This is a genomic window from Bacillus massiliigorillae (assembly GCF_000380245.2).
Classification (GTDB): Bacteria; Bacillota; Bacilli; order Bacillales; family DSM-1321; genus Bacillus_AD; species Bacillus_AD massiliigorillae.
The window spans coordinates 2099763-2119728 of the sequence record NZ_HG428741.1; the positions used below are offsets into that span (position 1 = coordinate 2099763).

18 protein-coding genes are annotated in these 19966 nt (G+C 34.5%); 1 reads left to right on the forward strand and 17 read right to left on the reverse strand.

Annotation, left to right across the window (positions count from 1 at the left end; translation table 11 throughout):
- Positions 1-334 precede the first annotated feature (334 nt).
- From TX86_RS09725 to TX86_RS09805, 17 genes are all read right to left on the reverse strand, one after another.
- Positions 335-796, reverse strand: a complete 462-nt coding sequence (locus tag TX86_RS09725; RefSeq protein ID WP_042348403.1) for a CarD family transcriptional regulator — start codon at positions 794-796, stop codon at positions 335-337.
- A 395-nt stretch (positions 797-1191) separates the two neighbouring features.
- On the reverse strand, positions 1192-1392 hold the full coding sequence (locus TX86_RS09730) for a cold-shock protein (protein ID WP_042348405.1): 201 nt from the start codon (positions 1390-1392) through the stop codon (positions 1192-1194).
- A gap of 695 nt (positions 1393-2087) precedes the next feature.
- The gene (locus TX86_RS09735) at positions 2088-2741 is read right to left on the reverse strand and encodes a potassium channel family protein (protein WP_042348406.1); all 654 of its coding nucleotides are present in this window, start codon (positions 2739-2741) and stop codon (positions 2088-2090) included.
- A gap of 16 nt (positions 2742-2757) precedes the next feature.
- A complete protein-coding gene (locus TX86_RS09740; RefSeq protein ID WP_195892885.1) occupies positions 2758-3993 on the reverse strand; it encodes a TrkH family potassium uptake protein in 1236 nt (411 codons plus the stop codon).
- A gap of 439 nt (positions 3994-4432) precedes the next feature.
- Entirely contained in the window at positions 4433-5488 is a 1056-nt protein-coding gene (locus tag TX86_RS09745) for an HD-GYP domain-containing protein (RefSeq protein ID WP_042348408.1), read from the reverse strand.
- A 57-nt stretch (positions 5489-5545) separates the two neighbouring features.
- Positions 5546-6199: a flagellar brake protein gene (locus tag TX86_RS09750; protein WP_042348409.1), complete on the reverse strand. Its 654-nt coding sequence runs from the start codon at positions 6197-6199 to the stop codon at positions 5546-5548.
- Positions 6200-6572: 373 nt separating this feature from the next.
- Entirely contained in the window at positions 6573-8048 is a 1476-nt protein-coding gene (locus TX86_RS09755) for an aldehyde dehydrogenase (RefSeq protein ID WP_042348411.1), read from the reverse strand.
- A gap of 5 nt (positions 8049-8053) precedes the next feature.
- Complete coding sequence (locus TX86_RS09760) at positions 8054-8257, reverse strand: tautomerase family protein (RefSeq protein WP_042348414.1); 204 nt, start codon at positions 8255-8257, stop codon at positions 8054-8056.
- Positions 8258-8295: 38 nt separating this feature from the next.
- Positions 8296-9081 (reverse strand): 2-keto-4-pentenoate hydratase, encoded by a 786-nt coding sequence (locus TX86_RS09765; protein WP_042348417.1) that lies wholly within the window; start codon positions 9079-9081, stop codon positions 8296-8298.
- A gap of 16 nt (positions 9082-9097) precedes the next feature.
- A complete protein-coding gene (dmpG, locus tag TX86_RS09770) occupies positions 9098-10114 on the reverse strand; it encodes a 4-hydroxy-2-oxovalerate aldolase (RefSeq protein WP_042348420.1) in 1017 nt (338 codons plus the stop codon).
- An 18-nt stretch (positions 10115-10132) separates the two neighbouring features.
- The gene (locus TX86_RS09775; protein ID WP_042348422.1) at positions 10133-11014 is read right to left on the reverse strand and encodes an acetaldehyde dehydrogenase (acetylating); all 882 of its coding nucleotides are present in this window, start codon (positions 11012-11014) and stop codon (positions 10133-10135) included.
- 5 nt (positions 11015-11019) lie between these two features.
- Complete coding sequence (locus tag TX86_RS09780) at positions 11020-11802, reverse strand: 2-keto-4-pentenoate hydratase (RefSeq protein ID WP_042348424.1); 783 nt, start codon at positions 11800-11802, stop codon at positions 11020-11022.
- A gap of 13 nt (positions 11803-11815) precedes the next feature.
- Positions 11816-12292, reverse strand: a complete 477-nt coding sequence (locus TX86_RS09785; RefSeq protein ID WP_042348425.1) for a flavin reductase family protein — start codon at positions 12290-12292, stop codon at positions 11816-11818.
- Positions 12293-12346: 54 nt separating this feature from the next.
- Entirely contained in the window at positions 12347-12850 is a 504-nt protein-coding gene (locus TX86_RS09790) for an FAD synthetase family protein (protein WP_042350378.1), read from the reverse strand.
- Between the two features lie 21 nt (positions 12851-12871).
- Positions 12872-13834 carry a catechol 2,3-dioxygenase gene (locus tag TX86_RS09795; protein ID WP_042348428.1) on the reverse strand — a complete coding sequence of 321 codons (963 nt, stop codon included), beginning with the start codon at positions 13832-13834 and terminating at the stop codon, positions 12872-12874.
- Between the two features lie 88 nt (positions 13835-13922).
- On the reverse strand, positions 13923-15461 hold the full coding sequence (locus TX86_RS09800) for a 4-hydroxyphenylacetate 3-hydroxylase N-terminal domain-containing protein (RefSeq protein WP_042348429.1): 1539 nt from the start codon (positions 15459-15461) through the stop codon (positions 13923-13925).
- A 219-nt stretch (positions 15462-15680) separates the two neighbouring features.
- Entirely contained in the window at positions 15681-17486 is a 1806-nt protein-coding gene (locus TX86_RS09805; protein WP_042348431.1) for a XylR N-terminal domain-containing protein, read from the reverse strand.
- A gap of 479 nt (positions 17487-17965) precedes the next feature.
- On the opposite strand from TX86_RS09805, the gene TX86_RS09810 reads away from it, so the two are divergent.
- On the forward strand, positions 17966-19906 hold the full coding sequence (locus tag TX86_RS09810; protein WP_042348434.1) for an AMP-binding protein: 1941 nt from the start codon (positions 17966-17968) through the stop codon (positions 19904-19906).
- Positions 19907-19966: the final 60 nt, after the last annotated feature.

A 19966-nucleotide genomic window follows, 5' to 3' on the forward strand; every position in this document is an offset into this window, starting at 1 on the left:
TCACATCATTCGACAATACCAATTGATTATAACAAATTATCGATATAATATTCATCATTTCGATTCCGCAATTCGACTTTTAAGGATGATAAATTTCTTCTCATGTCCTAAAAACATTAAAACCACCAAGCATAAGCTTAGTGGTTTTAAGTAAATATTATCTGGTTACAACTGGCGCTAAGACTCCCACTTCTAAACGTAAGTATAAGCAGAGACGTTTATGTGGGAAATAAGCGACGTTTAAACCAAATTGATTTAACTAAACATTGCGTAAAGAACAAAATACTCCTCCGAGCAAAGTTTCTCTTTATGAAAGACTATCGTGAATGCATACTTAAGAGAACTGTTTAATTTGCTTTTCCGTTATTCCATCAATTAACACTAGTTCACTCATAAGTATTGCTCTTGCTTTATTTAATAACTGTTTCTCACTTGAGTTCAGCGATTTTTCTCCTTCAATGCGGCTTAAATCACGAACCACTTCTATACAGTCTGCAATTTTTCCAGTCTTTATTTTTTCCGTATTTAATCTAAATCTTTCTTTAACGGGAATAGACTGGTCTGTTTCACCATTAAGATATTGCTCCAATATAAATTCCACATTCTTATATTCACTAACTGGTCGTAAACCTAATTTAGCTATGTTCTCAATAGGAATCATAATTTGTAGATTATTAATTGATAGCTTAATGACAAAATATTGTCGAAATTCCCCTAATACTTCCTTCTTTTCAATAGCTTCAATTACACCTGCTCCATGTAATGGATATACAATACTGTCACCAATTTGAAACAAATAATCCACCTCCGAATATGTTACATTATACAGTATAACATATTTTCGAAAATGAATAAAATTTTTATTTTACCACCAAACTTTTTAAAATGTCAATATTTTTTTATCAACAAATTACTTTATCCTTAATCGTGAAGAAAATCGTAAATTTTAAAAAAGTTTTTATCATTAAATAATCTTATATTTACAATTAACTATACCATTTTGTCGAAATATTTATTAAGCAGTGAATTAGTTAAAATTACAACAGTATGATATACTTAGTTAACCATTTAACCTGTTACTGTTTCTTTTTATCTCTACCCATTATGGGTAGGGATTTTTTATTATTTTAGGAGAACGCAAAAAAGCAGATTCTTAAAGAATCTGCTCGAATTTGTATGGTTGGTTCTTAATTATGCTTTGTGAACGTTAGCAGCTTGAAGTCCGCGTTGACCTTGCTCAACTTCAAAAGTTACGCTTTGACCTTCTTCTAAAGTTTTGAAACCATCACCTTGAATAGCTGAGAAATGTACGAATACGTCTTCTCCGCCTTCGCGCTCGATGAATCCAAATCCTTTGTCTGCATTAAACCATTTTACTTTACCTTGTTCCATTTTCAAGTTGCCTCCTAGTGTGATACCCACACAATATAATACTATCCTTGCTGATACCTACTAGACCAAAAGTTCTAAAACTTTGTCAATCAATAACAAACAAAAATAATTCTTTGTAAGAATAGCACATCCTATTGTACTTTGCAAATCTATATAGAAATAAACACCATAATCTCCTTATTTAGTCGAATAAAAAAGAGCTTCCTCTATAGAAGCCCTACTACTTTAATTCTGCTTTCTTTCTTTTCGCTCCATATATAATGTGTACAAAGTGGTAGATGCAGCGACAGCAAATAGTAAATCAATAATAAAAATAACTTTTGTAATTGGAAAGTACATAATTCTAACAATAAAGTATAACATACAGCCTATAAAGAAAATAATACTTGCATTTTTAGAGAATTTTTTCATTTTCTTGTGAATTCACTAATATCAAATTACAAAAGAAAGATATGTATTTTTCTTTTTGTATTGTTAGTGTTCCCTTCGATTTTTTCTAATTTGTCGAAAGATTTCCTATTGGCTATTTTCTTCTTGCTGCAGATGTGAGTAAAATTGTGTCAAGATCCTCATCATAAATCATGTTATAAAAAAAATGACCAATTTAGCTAACAAGTAATATTATGATGTTCACTTTCCACCTCCTACCTTACAGTAAGATTATATCAACTGATGCTAATAAATAATAATATTTTTCATTTAAATCGTTTCTCAAATCGCTCAATCCTGCTATTCTCACCTACAATTAACACTTTGTCTCCTTCACGAAAAGGAATATCTGCAAAATGTGTTAAAATTGGCTCATCATTTCTGATAATAATTGAAACAGTTAAGTCATATTTCCTTGAGAAATCTAATTGACTCAATGATTTCCCAAGCATTTGCTGAGGTACTTCAAGCTCTACAATCGATACATCCTTGGTTATTTCTAAATACTCAATAACCCCTGTCATCAATTCCTGTCTAGCCACTTTTCGTCCAGCTTCTTCTTCTGGATAAATGACTCGATCAGCACCGATACTTTGAAGTATTTCACCTACTTCCGGATTTATCGCTTTTGCAATAATTCTTTTCGCATTTCTTTCCTTCATTTTCTTAGTTATTAAAATCGCTGAATAGGCATTTGTTCCAATCGCAACAAACACTGAATCAAACTCATCTATTTTTAATTGATTTAAAACATCACTATCTGTAAAATCACCAATCAAACAATGTGTTGCATATTGATCAATCTCATCAAGCTTCTTCTCATTAGAATCGCAAACTACCACATCTGCATTTTGCTTATACAATTCTTTTACTATCCCACTTCCATATCGGCCAGCACCTATAATTAAAAACTGTTTCATACCCTATCTTCCTCTCTTAACCTACTGCTAAATCTTCTTTTAAATAACTGATTTTCGAACTTTCCACTCTAAATACAAAATAAATAAGCGTGAAAATCCCAATACGTCCAATCACCATCAAACAAATCAATACAAGCTTTGAAACTACCGCCAGATCACTTGTTAACCCCATGGATAAACCAGTATTAGTTAATGCAGAAATAACCTCAAACATAATTTGTTCTAATGGAACATTTTGAAATATCGTTAATATAACGGTCGAGCTAAAAATTAATACAATAAAACTAATAAAAATTAAAAATGACTTATTTATGGTTTCTTGCGTTATTGTTTTTTTGTAAATCACTGTATGCTCTTGCGACTTAGCAACTGATATTACTTTCGCAATTAACACAGCTAATGTAGTTAATCGAATCCCGCCACCAGTACTTGAAGAAGCACCACCAATAAACATTAACAGCATAATCATAAGCACTGTAGTAATGGATAAAGTAGAAATATCTATTGTCGATAATCCTCCATTTCGAGACGTAGCTGAAAGAAAAACAGAGTTAGAAATTTTGTCAAAAAAGCTAAGACCAGCAAAACCATGATGACCTTCTAATATGTAATAAATGAATGTACCGATTGCCAATAATAAAGCATGTAGACGAATATTAATCTTCGTGAACAAACTTTTCTTTTTTCTAAAAGAAAATACATACTCCATAATAGTCGGATAACCGATACTGCCTAAAAAAATTGTCGCTGCTGAAGCATACAAAACTAATTGATTATGCTCAAAAATTGAAAAACTGCCATCAAAAATATCGAACCCAGCGTTTGTAAAGCTTGCCACACAATGAAAAATCGTAATAAAAATAGCATCTGACATCGAATCATAATGTGGAATAACTTGTCCTATAATTAAACAAAAAGCAATCAGTTCAATTGTTAGCGCAATAATTAATACTGAAAAGCTTAAGAGTTTAATTGTCTTTAAATTGCTCTGATTTTGATCTCTCGATATTAATAGCATACTCGACATCGTTATTCTCTTTCCCATCATAAGAAATAAATAACTAATCAATACTAGAATTCCGATTCCACCTAACTGCATTTCTACTATTAATAATGTTTGTCCAGTACGAGTTAATTCTTCCGCAATATTAATGGTCGATAATCCAGTCACACTCAGCGCACTTGTAGATACAAAAAGAGAATCAACAAATGAAAGTGTCCCCGTCCTAGCAATTGGTAATAGATATAGCATTGCGAATACTACAATAAATGATATATATAATATAAATATGTACCGAAATGAATTTATAGTAGATTTTGTGAGGATCATAACACCCCTCCATTCTTCATATACACTTTCTGATTATTATGTATAAAAAATAATACACTTTAATTGTACTACTAAAACGTCAAAATCCTAGAAAAATTCTTTTCTAGCAACATTCCGTAACAAAAAAAGCTATACAAAAAATGATTTACAATCACTTTTTGCACAGCCTTAGTTTTCTTACCCTATTACTTCTATTCATACATTGCCCAAGAAAAATGAACAATTCCTAAATCATTTATTTCATCTTCTTTAAAAAACTCATCCATTTTATTATTTTTTGAAATGACAATATATAAATCTCCAAATTTATTAAAACAAATTAGTGTCAAAGCATCTAAACGAGTAATATTTTTTATAAATTCTAAAAAATCACCTCAATAAACAAATCTCTTCTAGTCTCTAAGTCAACCATATCATCAGAGTCTTGAAGTTTTATTAGTGGGCGTGTAATATTTTGAGGATTCATAAATATTACTTCTCCAGAAAGAAAGTTAGATAATATCACTTTACTACCTATCCCCATTTGAACGATTGAAGTTAATAATGCATTTACAACGGGCAGATCAAACTTTCCAAATTCCTCGTATCTTATCATTTCTAATACTTTAAATGGCGGTATGCCATTTTGGTAATGTTTATCCGTAGTTAAAGCATGATATGTATCAGCAACTGCAATAATTCTTGAATATAGATGAATTTTTTCGGCTTTTTCTCCCCTTGGATAACCTGACCCATCTAATCTTTCATGATGCTGTAGAATAGCTAACTGAGCATCTTTCTTTAAGCTCGATGTTTCTAATAACATTTTATAGCCTATTACAGGATGATTTTTCACTTCCTGATACTCTTCTCTTAGTAGCTTTGATTTTTTTGTTAATATTTTTGTTGGAATTCTAGCCATGCCAACATCACATAGGCAACCTGCTATTGCTACCTGAATTACTTCTCCCTTTGATAACCCAAGAGACTTAGCTAGAAAAGCTGCATATAATCCTACAGAAATAGCATGATGATATATATAATCTACAGGAGTTGACTGTTTATATAAGAAGAAATCAACTTTTTCCTCGGTTAAAGCCTGTTCTAATAGCGGAACGATAATTTCTCTCACATCCAAGACATGCGTTGGTACTCCTGACTGCCACATTTTAAATAATACTTTATATTGTTCTACTGCATTACTATATGCAGTAAGAAAATCACATTCTTCTTCCTCAATTTGATCTGAAGAAGCTTTAACCAACGCTTGTGCAACAGGTTTATTCACATCTACATTACGAATTAAAAAAGCAGATAATACTTTAATGTTGTCCTTTGTCAAAACTGCACCTTTAAACATTAAAGGTCTATTTGATGGCAACATTATATCTTTAAGCAAGATATCGCCTTCCTGAGCATCAATTAATTTAATAAGCATTATATTCCCTCCAAAGCCTATATATATTAGCTTGCTTATTATTTACATAGATTCACATTAAAGTAACTTATCTCTCAACTGTAATTGTTTCTCAAAACAATAGCGAATGAGTAACTGTCGATCAGTTTTATTCATATCAGTAAATTCAATAGTAATGATATTCTGCGAATACTCTTCTCTTTGTAGAACTCGAATTATTTTACTTGGGAACTTTATATATTTAAATTCTCCTGAATTAAAAAGCAAGGCAATCCATACATCAATAACCATTTCCGGTTTCACTTCTATATTATTAGGGACAAAAGCCGCTACTCCACCCGCACTTATATCTTCTGTATGCGTTACAAACGCTGAAAACATATTATTCGGACAATGTATCGCAATATCCACAGGGACATTTACTCTCACAAACTGTCTTCGCTGAATTTTTTTATGATTTTCTTTACTAGGATAATAAAGTTCTAGCATATGAATGCCTGTATTTCTCTTACCAATTACTTTAGTATTAAATTCAAACACATTTCCTTCTATCGTTAAATACGTAAGTTCAATCGTAACACCCTTAGGTAGAGTATTCGATTTTAGCGTTCGAATGTTTTGCGGAATATCTATACAAAAAGAATCTTTTTCCATTTCCAATACTTTTGATTTATATTCTTCAACTTCTGTACCATTTCTTATTTTAAGCACTACTACATTACCGATTTTCATGTGCAACAATCACCTCTCCAAATCCGCTAGAAACTCTTTTCTACTGTTTGCACCTTAGGTAAATAATATCATAAAATTAGTAAAAAAAGGTATTATCCCCGAAGGCAATTTTTATTTAGTTCCTATGTTTTTATCGGTTTGACATGAATAATATTGATTAAAACAGAATGCTCTAACTAATATATACTATACTACTAAGGTAGTAGTCTTTTATATTTTTTACTTTAATTATTAAACAATTCATTCAAATTTATTCTATTTATATTTAAAAAGCAAGTATTACTCTAAATAAGAAAAACCACGCCTATAATGAAAATAGCCGTGGTTTCTGTTCATATTTTTAATAATACGCTTCGATACAAAACATCGTACTTTATTTAAGTGCAATACAAATATTTTTGGCTTCGGTAAAAAACTCTAAGCTATAATGGCCACCTTCTCTACCAATTCCACTCTTCTTAAACCCACCAAAAGGAGCACGCAGGTCACGAACAAACCAGCAATTAACCCAAATTGTACCTGCACGAACATTATGTGAAATACGATGTGCGCGTTGTAAATTATCTGTCCACACAACACCATTCAATCCATAATCAACATTATTCGCGATTTGGAGAGCTTCTTCTTCCGTATCAAATGGTATGAGTGTGACTACCGGTCCAAAGATCTCTTCTTGACAAATTCGTGCATTCGGATTTTCTTGAATATAAATAGTAGGTTCTAGATAATATCCATCTTGTAAGTAATCAGGTAGTTCGGGACGTTTTCCTCCAAAAACTAACTTTGAATCTTCTTCTATTGCAATATCGAAGTAACTTGTCACTTTCACATAATGTTCCTCACTTACAAGAGGGCCCATATTAGTTGTTTCGTTTTGAGGATCACCAACAACAAGTTCTGATGCTGCTTGTTTAAAACGACTTACAAATTCGTCAAAGATGGAGCGCTGTACTAGTATTCTTGAACCAGCTAAACAAACTTGACCAGAATTCATGAAAGCCGCTCGAATAGAAACGGGAATTGCTTTATCTAAATTAGCATCTTCAAAAATAATATTCGCTGCTTTACCGCCTAATTCAAATGAAACTCGTTTCAACGAATCCGCACCATTTTTCATAATTGCTTTCCCAGTTGTTGTTTCTCCAGTAAATGAAATTAAATCCACATCAGAATGTGTTGTCATATATTCTCCAGCCGAATCCACTCCGAACCCATGAACTACATTCACTACCCCATCAGGAATTCCCGCTTCCTTCGCTATTTCACCAAGAAGAGACACTGTTAGTGGAGTGATTTCTGCCGGTTTTATAACCGCTGTATTTCCAGTAGCTAGACATGGGCCTAACTTCCATGTTGTCAGCATAAAAGGTAGATTCCAAGGTGTAATTAAAGCAGCTACCCCTACTGGTTCATAGCGAGTGTAGTTTAAGAATTCTTCATCCATCGGATATACTTCGCCACCTTGTTTCTCCATGAAGTCAGCGAAGAATGTAAGATTATGAGCTGCTCTTGGGATTTCAGTTTCTAATGCAACATGATAGGGCTTACCAACGTCTAACGCTTCTAGACTTGCTAATTCTTCTTTTCTTTCTATAATAATTTCTGCCATCCGTCTTATTTTTGAACAACGCTCAGAAACAGACATCGTTCGCCATGGACCTTCTTCGAATGCTTTTCTAGCCGCTTTACAAGCAGCATCCACATTTTCATAAGAAGCTTCATGAACTCGTGCAATGATTTCTTGAGTAGCAGGATTTTTCACTTCAAACATGGAAGCATTGGAAGAGTCCACATATTCACCATTAATAAAAAGCTTAACCTCTTTTACTTCTTTTTGAATTGTATTCAATTTGCTCACCCCATTAGCGTATTATTTCGTTTATATACAGATTCACCTGCGATTCCCCAATGATTACTAGGAATTTCATTAATTGATACACGAATATTTTCTATAGAAGATTGTAAGGCTTTGGCAGTAGCATGACTCAGCTCATATATGAGTTGTTCTTTCTGATCGAGTGTACGCCCTTCCATAATCGTTACTTGAATAAATGGCATAAGCTTTCTCCCCCTTTATCAATGTATGTAATATATTCTTATCCTTCAAATACAGCTTCTAAATTACCCATTCCATCAAAACTAACTGAGAAGTGATCACCAGCTGCAATCGTTTCAGCTCCTGTTAACGCTCCACTTAATACCACTTCACCAGGCTTAATGCTTTGACCCCTTTTCACCAATTTGTTAGCCATCCAAGCAATCGCTCTTGCTGGATGCCCCATTACCGCTGCACCGGCACTAGTAGCAAGGATTTCTCCATTTTTCTTAAAGACCATTCCTATCAAACGTAAATCAACTTCATCTATTCGATATAATTTCTCTCCGACGATATAACGGCTAGAAGAAGAATTATCTGCGATTACATCTGATAGTGTAAAGTTGAAATTCCGATAACGACTATCGATAATTTCCATAGCTGGTGCAATATAAGCAGTTGCCTCCAAAATGTCTGCAACAGAAACAACAGGTCCTTTTACTTCTTTATCAAAGAAAAAGGCAATTTCTGGTTCAATTTTAGCGTGAATAAATGATTTTACAGAAAATTTTTCTCCTTCAAGTAGCTGCATATTGTCTAGTAAAATGCCATATGAAGGCTCATGTACACCCATCATGATTTGTTTTGCTTTACTAGTTAACCCTAACTTCCAACCGGCTATTTTTGCATTTTCTTTTTCACATTTCATTTGGATTAAGCGTTCTTGAATATCGTAGGCTAAATCAATATCTAATTCTGGATACTGGTCTACAAATTTATCTACCTCGTAACATTCTCTTTCTGCTGCATATAGTTGCGAAGCAATTTGATCAATCATATTACTCATTTAATATCACCTCTAGTTAGACTAATAGATTCTTCTTAGCTGCTATCCCTCTTGCCACGTCATAAATTAAATCTTCTTGACCTCCAACTGCTTGCATCTTTCCTAAAGCTACTAAAATATCACGTTCATCTACTCCATATTTTCTTGCAGCTTCTTGAGTAAATAATAAGAAACTTGAATAAACACCTGCATAACCCATAATTAAGCTTGAACCTGTAATTTCTTGAGGCCTTGGCATAAATTTAGCAACTACGTCATTTGCTACATCCATAATTGGAAATAGTTTGACGCCTGTGTTATAGCCTAATTTATCAAGAACTGCCACCATGACTTCGGTTTGTGTATTACCGCTCCCTGCTCCTAAACAGCGTAAGCTTCCATCAATATATGTAGCGCCTGCTTCTATTGCCGCCATCGTATTTGCCATTGCAAGTGATAAATTATTGTGAGCATGAAAACCAATTTCACAGGATAGATTTTCTCTTAACGCTTGAACCTTTTCCCTTACTTCATGAGGTAGAAGCGCCCCCGCCGAATCTGTCACATAAACAATTTCAGCACCATAACTTTCAAAGAGTTTCGCTTGTTCCACTAGCTTGTTAGTAGGAGCCATATGTGCCATCATCAGAAAACCTACCGTTTTCAAACCAAGATTTCTACTTAACTCAATATGCTGTGCTGCTACATCTGCTTCCGTAACATGAGTAGCAACACGAGCCATTTTTGCTCCTGCACTAACTGCATCTTGAAGATCTTCCTTTAACCCGATTCCTGGCAGTATTAAAACCGATATTTCTGCTTGTTTACACTCTTCACGAGCAGCCTCAATAAGCTGTAATTCATTCACCTTTGAGAAGCCATATTGTAATGATGAGCCACCAAGCCCATCGCCATGTGATACTTCGAAATATTTTATCCCTGCCTCATCTAACCCTCTCGCTACTTGGCGAACTTGCTCCTCTGTGAAAGCATGCTTCATCGAATGACTACCATCTCGTAACGTTACATCAACAATATTTAATGAACCCTTCATCTTTTCCCCTCCTTATTTTTAATTTTGGATAGTTGTTAACTGCATTTTCGCCATTTCATTACCGACTTTTGCAGCAGCTGCAGTCATAATATCTAAGTTTCCTGAATAAGAAGGGAAAAAGTCTCCAGCTCCTTCAACTTCAATAAATACAGATATTTTTCTACCATCAAAAATGGGATTTCCACGTAATGTATAGCCTGGAACATATTCTTGAACAGTCGCAACCATTTGTTCAATTGAAGCGATAATTTCTTGTTCCAATCCTACTTCTTTCACTAACACATGAATCGTATCTCGCATAATAACAGGAGGCTCTGCTGGATTTAAGATAATAATAGCTTTTCCTTTCTCTGCCCCACCTATCTTTTCAATCGCTCGTGAGGTAGTACGAGTAAACTCATCGATATTTGCTCTTGTACCTGGACCAGCACTTTTACTTGCTACTGTCGCTACAATCTCCGCATATTCTACTGGACAGATTTGATTAATGGCATACACAATCGGTATCGTTGCTTGGCCACCACAAGTGACCATATTAACGTTAGATAATTGTAAATGCTCTTTTACATTGGCAGATGGCACTACAAAAGGACCAATGGCTGCTGGCGTTAAATCAATCATTTTCTTTCCTAATGCTGTAATCATGTCACTATGTTTCACATGTGCTTTTGCAGTTGTTGCATCAAAGACAATATCGAATTTCTCAGGTATTTCTACTAAACCTTCAATTCCAGTTGCAATAGAATGATAGCCACGCTCTCTTGCTCTTCTTAAACCTTCTGATTCAGGATCAATTCCAACCATGACACTCATTTCTAGAAACTCACATCTCTCAATCTTATACATTAAATCTGTTCCTATATTTCCCGACCCAATAATAGCTACTTTTAATTTATCCAATGTCACTACTCCTTTTCTTGGAATGAGGCTGACACAGAGCCAATATGAGCAAATTCTGCAGTGAATGTATCTCCATTTTCAATTGGAACAGCTGCTGATAAGGCTCCTGATAAAACCATTTCACCAGCATGTAATCCAATATCATACTTACCAAGACTATTTGCTAACCAAGCTACTGCTCTAATAGGATTTCCCATAACGGCTGCTCCTGCTGCTGAATCAAAGTAATCTCCATTTTTATAAACAACCATTCCAATATGTTGTAAATCGATTTCCTCTATCCGAGTTGGACTTCCACCAATAATAGCTTTAGCGGATGATCCATTGTCTGCCACTGTATCTTCAAAGCAAATTTGCCAATCCTTTATTCGACTATCAATAATTTCAAAAGCAGGCACAACATAATCTGTAGCATTGATTACATCTAATGGTGTAACACCTGGTCCCTTTAAATCTTTTTTCAACTTAAAGGCAATCTCAAATTCTATTTTAGGTTGAATAAGTTCACCCAAAGCTACGGTATCACCATCTACATACATCATGTTGTCTAATAAATGACCATAATCTGGTTCATCCACTTGAAACATTTTTTGCATAACCTTACTTGTTAAGCCTATCTTCTTCCCTATAATCACAGCACCATTTGCCACTTTCCGTTGAATCTGAGCTAATTGTATTTGATATGCATCGTCCACTGTAATACTTGGAAATATATCTGTTAATGGCTCAATGGGCATTTGATGAACTTCCGCTTGAACTAGACGCTCTACGCAATTTTGAATATTCATTTTTGTTCACCTCTTATTTAAAAACTTCTTGCATAGATAAAAATCGATACTGACCTTTAAAGAATAAGAGTGGTTCTTCATCTTCAAGTTGAATATTCGTTACTGACCCTATAAAAAGAGTGTGATCGCCTTCGACGTATTCACTAACTACATTACAAGTAACTTGAGCTATTGCTCCTTCTATTACTGGTAAATCTTCTAGTCTGGCAAAGTTCACTGCTTTCTTCTCTTTCATTTGCCCAGCAAAAACCATTGATAGTTCCTGCTGTTTAGCCGAAAGAACATTAACAGCAAACTTTTGACTTTTTCTTATTTTCTCAAGCATGCTGGCGTTTTCTCCGATTGATATGACAACAAGCTTTGGATGAAGAGAAGCAGACATGAACGCATTTGCGGTCATGCCATGCTCTTTCCCATCCACTTCTGTCGTAATCACAGTCACACCCGTTGCAAACTTCCCCATTGCGTCCCTGAACTTACGATCATCCATGGTCGTCCCTCTTTTCATTAATTTGAATATTCAAATTATTATACTTGCATTTCATTACCAATTTAATAAACTTTGTGCCTCGCGAACATTTCCATGCGCTATTAACTCTCGAATACGTGTAGAAGAAATAACCTCACCCTCTTCACAACAAATCGTTTCAAGTAAGGTTACTTTGAAGTGTTCCTGCAAATTCTTCATTCCTCCACTTCGATTCTTACCAAAGTGAAAATCACGCCCAACAATTACTTCAACTGGATTAATTCGAAACAGTAATTTTATAAATTTGGAAGCACTCATCTGCAAATACGATTCATCAAATTGCGCTATGACAATATGATCAACTCCTAATTTTGCAATCCTGTTTACTTTTTCTTCAATAGAAGTAAGTTGCCTAGCATTTCGAAAAAACACACGTGGTGGTGGGTCAAACGTATAAACAACACTTGGAACACCCATTTGTTTACTATGTTCAACTAATTTTCGAATCAACGTTTGATGGCCTTTATGAACACCATCAAAAGCTCCAATCGCTACAATGGAATGATGCAACGAAGGCATTTTAGAAAAGTGAATACGCAATTATTTCACCTTTGCAGGCGTGATATCAGGTGTTCCGTATAAGAAATATTCTTCTGGAAGTGGTGAACCGTACCAAATGATACCTTTCTCTAATTCATCTTCCGTCCAAGTAATTGGCTTCCAATCTGGATCAAAAATAAGATAACCAGAGTCTCCGAATAATTCAATACGATTTCCACCTGGCTCAAAAACATACATAAAGTACGCTTGACTTACGCCATGCTTTCCTGGACCCGCTTCAATCACTATGTCATTTTCCACCAATAAATCTGCAACATCCATTAAATGTTGAGGATAACCATACCAAAATGCAATATGATGGAATCTTCCTTTACCACCACGTTGGTCATTCATTAGCGCTACCTCATGTACAAGCGGACTTACACTCATCCATGCACCGATTTCTTGCCCATTATTCATAACGATATTTTCACGGAGTTTAAATCCTAATTGTTCAGACATGAAATTTTTGTTTTTCGTTACATCATTACACATTAAATTGATATGATCTAAACGTCTTGCTGGCACACCAATATTTGGTCGCTTTTGTGGACGACTCTTTAGAGCTGTCTTTAGATGGTCAGGGGCTTGGTAATAATCTACATCCCAAAGGATTTCTAAATTATGTCCATCAGGTGTTTTAAATTGATATGCTTTGCCGTGTCCAAGATCGCCTTCAATCCATCCCTTTCCATATCCACTTTTCTCAAGTGATTGTACTCGTTGATAAAGAGCTGCTTCTGAGCTCGCTCTCCAAGCTGCATGCGCCATGCCAGGTTCTTTCGCTTCAGTAATTTTTAACGTATGATGATAGAAATCTTCATATGCACGAAGATACACCGATTGACCTTCTCTAGCAGAAACTTGTAAACCCATAATATCCGTAAAGAATTTTACAGTTTCCTCTGGTTTTGGTGAGTAAAGCTCAACATGCGCTAATTGCGCTACGTCAAAATTTGACATGATAAATCCCTCCAAATAATATTAATAATAATCCTCTTCATTAACTGCAATAGCTTACTTACCTTCATTTCACAATCTATGAATAAAGTTATTTTTGGAAATAACTCACATCATCTGGATTAATCCATGTTGGATTCGTCCAACCTTTCAGGTCATAATCATTCATACATTCTTCCGCAAAGGCCATAAATTCTTCTGCTTTACCGCTACCCTGTGCATCAAATAGTGTTTGCAAGCGAATATCTTCATGATTTCCTGCATAATTGCGCTCATAAAGCTCAGCTCTACCACCAAACTCTGTGCCAATTGCATCCCATAAGCATTTTATTGTTTTAATTTTATCGACAGCATCAATTCCATGTGAGCCACGATATAATTTTTCAAGAGTCGGTCTAAAATCTTCGTTAAGAAAATCGCGAGCACTTGAAGGCTGTACTATGAGATTCCCTCCACAAATTTGCTGAATAATACCTGTAATCTTCGGCCAGCCTTCCGCCATGAAAATCCGGTATGCTAAACCACCATTTAAATTTGGAATAACGGTACCATTCGGACCTTGTGTTGGGTTTAATGCCATCGCATCACTTAATGACCAAAACATATTTCTCCAACCGATGACTTCACCAATATTTGCTTGAACACCTCTAAATTGATCAGTTCCAGCAGTTTTAACAGCTTTTAGCATAAGTCCAATAATAAAATCTAATTTTACAGCTAGACGAGTAACACCTTGGAATGTAAAACGATTGATAAAACCACTTTCAGCAAAAAAGCTTGTTGTTTTCTTCATATCTTCATAAATGATGACATTTTCCCAAGGAATTAACGCTTGATCAAATACAAGCACCGCATCATTTTCATCAAATCGACTACTTAATGGATAATCAAAAGGGCTACCCATAACAGCTGCATTCATTTCATACGACGCACGACTGATGAGCTTCACTCCTGGCGTATCCATTGGTGCTATAAACACAACCGCAAATTCTTTCTTCTGAATAGGAAGCCCGTATGTTCCAACGAAATTGAAATTCGTTAATGCAGAACCAGTAGCTACCATTTTTGAACCGCTTACAATTAAACCTTTATCTGTCTCTTTTTCTACTCTAATAAATACGTCTGACACTTCGTGAACCTGCTTATGACGGTCAACAGGAGGATTTACAATCGCATGGTTAAAGAACCAATTTTTTTCTTGTGCTTCTTTATACCAAAACTTTGCATTTTCTTGATAAGGAGAATAATATTCTGGATTTCCACCTAATGTACCTAGAAAAGACGCTTTGTAATCAGGAGTTCTACCCATTTGACCATAAGTAAGTCTAGTCCATTGAGCAATTGCATCTCTCGCTTCGAGCAATTCTTGAGGGCTTTTAGATACTCGGAAAAACTTATGGGTATAACCACCTGAACCTGTATCCGTTTCTCTCGTTAAAATATCTTTGTACTTAGGATCATGCAAAGCATCGTACAAACGAGCAATAGATCGGGCTGAATTACGAAAAGCTGGATGAGTAGTAACATCTTTTACCTTCTCACCATGTAGCCATATTTCACGCCCATCTCTAATGCTTTCTAAATATTCTTCACCCGTTAAAGGCTTTGTCGTTTTTTGTGCAATTGTCATTTGCTTGCCTCCCTCTCATCTATATATTTAAGCGCTTTCAAATATTCAAATCTAGATTCTATATACATCATACAAAACGTATAAAACATAATAAATTATCGAAATGTATGGTCTTTTCTTGTTTCACTTTCAAAAATGAAAGTAGCTAATTTTTCTAATCTATAAAAAAAGGCTCCACCATGCTGATTTGCTAAATCAGCATGCTTGGAACCTTTTTTGTTATTTTCTTTTTTTATTTTGCTGAATGGTCTTCAATGTGTAATAAACTTGTGTGGCAAGCTGACATTGAAACCTTCCTGTTCCTGTTTTCAAATCAGCATGGACTAAAGTCTCAATTTTTTCAAGACGATATCTTAGACCTGGTATTGAAAGATTTAATTCTTGCGCAGTTTGATTCACATTTCCATTATTCTCTAAATATAATTTTAATGTTTCCATAAAATTCGAATCATTTGATTCATCATACTTGATAATGTCACCTAGTATGTTCTCATAGAATAGTAGTAAATCTTTAGGTTTTGTACTTTTTAGAAAAAGCATAATCGGATCTAAATTCTCAAAAATAACCGCCTTATTGGTTGTTGGATAAGCTATGCTAAGAAAATCACAAATATGAAAAGCATCTTGATAACTTTCTCCTATTTCGTTAATTGAACATGATATCCTACCTACTCCGATGTAGACTTTAACGTTTTTATAATATTGAGAAATTAAACTTTGTATTTGTTTCATAAATGTTTCAATCGAAGGTTTTTCCAAGCATGCTTTATTTAAAATCATGACTATATAACCCTTTTTAATAAAAATATCCTGGTCAACATATTTTCTACTTAATACAAAATGAATATCTTCTAATCGATCTATTGGTGCGCTTTTTATAACAATTATACGATTTTCCTTTTCAAAATCTAAATCAAAAATATGCTTTGCCTTTTTCACTAGTAATGAAGGATTGTGATTTTCTTCCATTAATTCATCAAAAAAATTAATTTTCTCTTGCCACAATGACTGCCCTATAACCTTTTGAGTATGTATATGAATAGCCAATATGGAAAGTGAACGTTCGATAATTTGTTCTGCTTCTTTATTTAATGGATTTCCTCCTACAATAACCATCTTTCCTAAGGAGACCATATTAGCCATAATTGGAAATACATCTATATTCTCGCGATGGCTTTTACTATTCTTTCTCCATTTCTTATAACTTTCATAGTCTTTTTCTCTAATAATATGAGTTTCAAAGGCATAATTCGATGTGCCTCTTTCTATTAAAACACTTCTTCCTAATACGTTTGCTATCACTTCTATTAAACTAGAAAGGCTCTTTCCTTCTAATAAAAGATTTGTAAGTTGCTTTTGTACTTCTTCCGAGCGAATAATCGATTTATTTAACATTTTTAATTCTTTATGAATATCATCTAGTTCAGTTGTTAATGATTCATTTTGATAATATCTTAATATTTCACGTTGTTCTGGAGAGCAATTTTCGACAGTTTGTGCAATAAAATAGCAATGCTCGTCCTTTTTTCCTTTACAACACTTCTCATAAATAACAACTTCTTTTCCGAATGTATTAGCTAGGAAGCCAGTCGCATAGCCGATAAGCATCCAACATACCGCTTCATCACTATAGCCAAAATGCCGAATATGCTCCTCTGCTTCAAAGGAATTCCGCCAATAACCTGACATATAAAATCGATCTTCACCAATATATAACTCCTCTGCGTCTACTGTTACTACCCCTTCTAATGTATGAAGAGCAGGACCAGCAAGAATTAGTTCTTCTCTAGAGTCCCAATCATACATCTTCTTTAGTGATTCAGCATCGTTAAATCCACAAGCCCATCCATAACGTAGCAAAAAACCTTTTGCGCGATCCATACTAAGAGTAGATACTAAATCTCTTCTTAATAAACCTAACGCTTCTACAGACATCAGTGCCATCCTCTTCTCATTTAGAAGAATTGTACCTAATCGAGGGTTTATATCTATAGAATTATTAAATACTAAATGGTGAGCTTTCATTCCTATCTTCCCCCTAACAAAATGAATACATCAAACATGAGTTTTAACTAAGATAGAAAAAAATCAACGAATCATACTACATCTTCTAAAGCCAAAAGTAAACGCTTTCAAATTCACTTTTTGTATTAGCCTCTAAATATAATGGAGGTCTTGTTTAAAATTATTAGGTAAATGACTATCGCAGATACTTTTGTTAATAAATGATAAACTCTATTAAATGTAGAAAGTCCTAGAGGATTTTACGAAACTTCTGGAGTAGATTTAATAATAAATTTTCTTTCACTAAAAATCTACCATATTTTTCATTTTTTATGTAAATTTATCTGTTCATTTATTAAAAAAAAGTATGTTTGCCTATAAAAAAACACGATACTTTTATACTAGTCTTTGAATATATCAGAATCGCATTGTACCATCTTTTTCTTTTATTGTATAATAAAGTAATAAAATACTATTCACTTAGTTGAAAGGGGTATACTATGAAGAATCAAGCTGTGTGGTTTCCAGATTCCAAAAAAATGAAACAAACAAGGCTTTACAAATGGATGCAAAAATTAGGTTACGATGATTATGATACATTTTATACGAAATCTATTGAAAATGTTTCTTGGTTTTGGGATCAAGCTGTAAAAGAACTTGATATCGAATGGTATAAAGATTACGACGAAACATTGCAATCCTCTTTAGAGTGGAAATATCCTCGTTGGTTTATGAATGGAAAAATTAATGTAGTAGAAAATGCGTTAGGAAAATGGGCGAAAAATCCACAGACAGCCAATAACAAAGCGCTTATTTGGGAAAGTGATGATGGAAAAGATAAAACATATACCTTTGCACAGTTAAATCGTGAAGTCCATGCTGCTGCCGCTGGTTTTCTCAAGCTTGGCATGAAGAAAGGTGATATTATCACCATCTATATGCCAATGATTCCTGAAACCGTTATCAGTATGCTAGCATTAGCCAAAATCGGTTGTATTTTCTCTCCTGTCTTTTCTGGGTATGGAGCCGAAGCAGTAGCAACAAGAATTCAAGCGGCTAAAGCTAATTATTTAATTACTGCAAATGGATATTATCGCCGCGGTAAAAAAATTAACATGAAAACAGAAGCAGATCAAGCAGTTAAGAGCTGCCCTTCTATCAAACATGTTATTGTCGTCAATCGCACCTCTGAACAAACTTCTTGGAATGTAAACCGTGATATTCATTGGGATACAATAACCTCTAATAATAATGTCGTAGAAACACTTCAAACGAATAGTCAAGATCCACTTATGTTGCTTTATACTTCAGGTACAACTGGTAAACCAAAAGGAGCCGTTCATACTCATAGTGGTTTCCCAATAAAAGCGGCTTTTGATGCCGGAATTGGCATGGACGTTACAAAAGAAGATACTTTCTTCTGGTATAGTGACATGGGCTGGATGATGGGTCCATTTCTTGTCTTCGGTGGATTATTGAACGGAGCAAGTATTGTGCTTTTTGAAGGTGTACCTGACTATCCTTCTAGCGATAGAATTTGGGAGATTTGTAGCAAACATGACGTGACACATCTTGGTATTTCTCCTACTTTTATTCGTTCCATTATGAATCAAGACACTTCTAATATTGACCAACATGACCTTTCGAAATTAAAAGCCATTGGCTCTACTGGTGAACCGTGGAATCCTGATCCATGGATGTGGTTGTTTAAAAATGTAGGAAAAGAAAGAATACCAATCATAAATTATTCCGGTGGAACAGAAATTTCAGGTGGGATACTCGGCAATACATTATTAAAACCAATTTCCCCCATCACATTTAACTCACCTTTATTAGGAATGGATGTCGATGTATTCAATCCTGAAGGTAAATCAGTTATTGATGAAGTTGGTGAACTCGTTATTTTAAAACCATGGGTTGGTATGACAAATGGCTTTTGGAAGGAAAATGAACGCTATGAAACCTCTTATTGGCATGTTTGGAAAAATACATGGGTTCATGGAGACTGGGTTATTAAAGACGCTGACGGCTTTTGGACTATAACTGGACGCTCTGATGATATATTAAACATTGCAGGTAAGCGTGTAGGTCCTGCTGAAATTGAATCGGTTATTGTGAACCATCCACTTGTGACGGAATGTGCTAGCATCGGTATTCCCCACCCAGTAAAAGGTGAATGCGCTGTTTGCTTTGTTGTTTTAAACAATTGTTCACCATCAGATGAGTTGAAACAAGAGCTATTAGAATCGGTTGCAAACGCACTTGGCAAAGCTTTAAAGCCACAGGAAATTCATTTCATCCCACAATTACCAAAAACACGAAATGGTAAAGTCATGCGAAGAGTAATTAAAGCAGCATATTTAGAGCAACCAGTAGGTGATTTGTCTTCACTTGAAAATGTTGATGCTTTAGAATTAATTAAAAATCTTAAAGTGCATTAATAAAGTTCAACTAATGATCTAGGTAACTATAAGATATATAATTAAAGCCAATAGTAAATG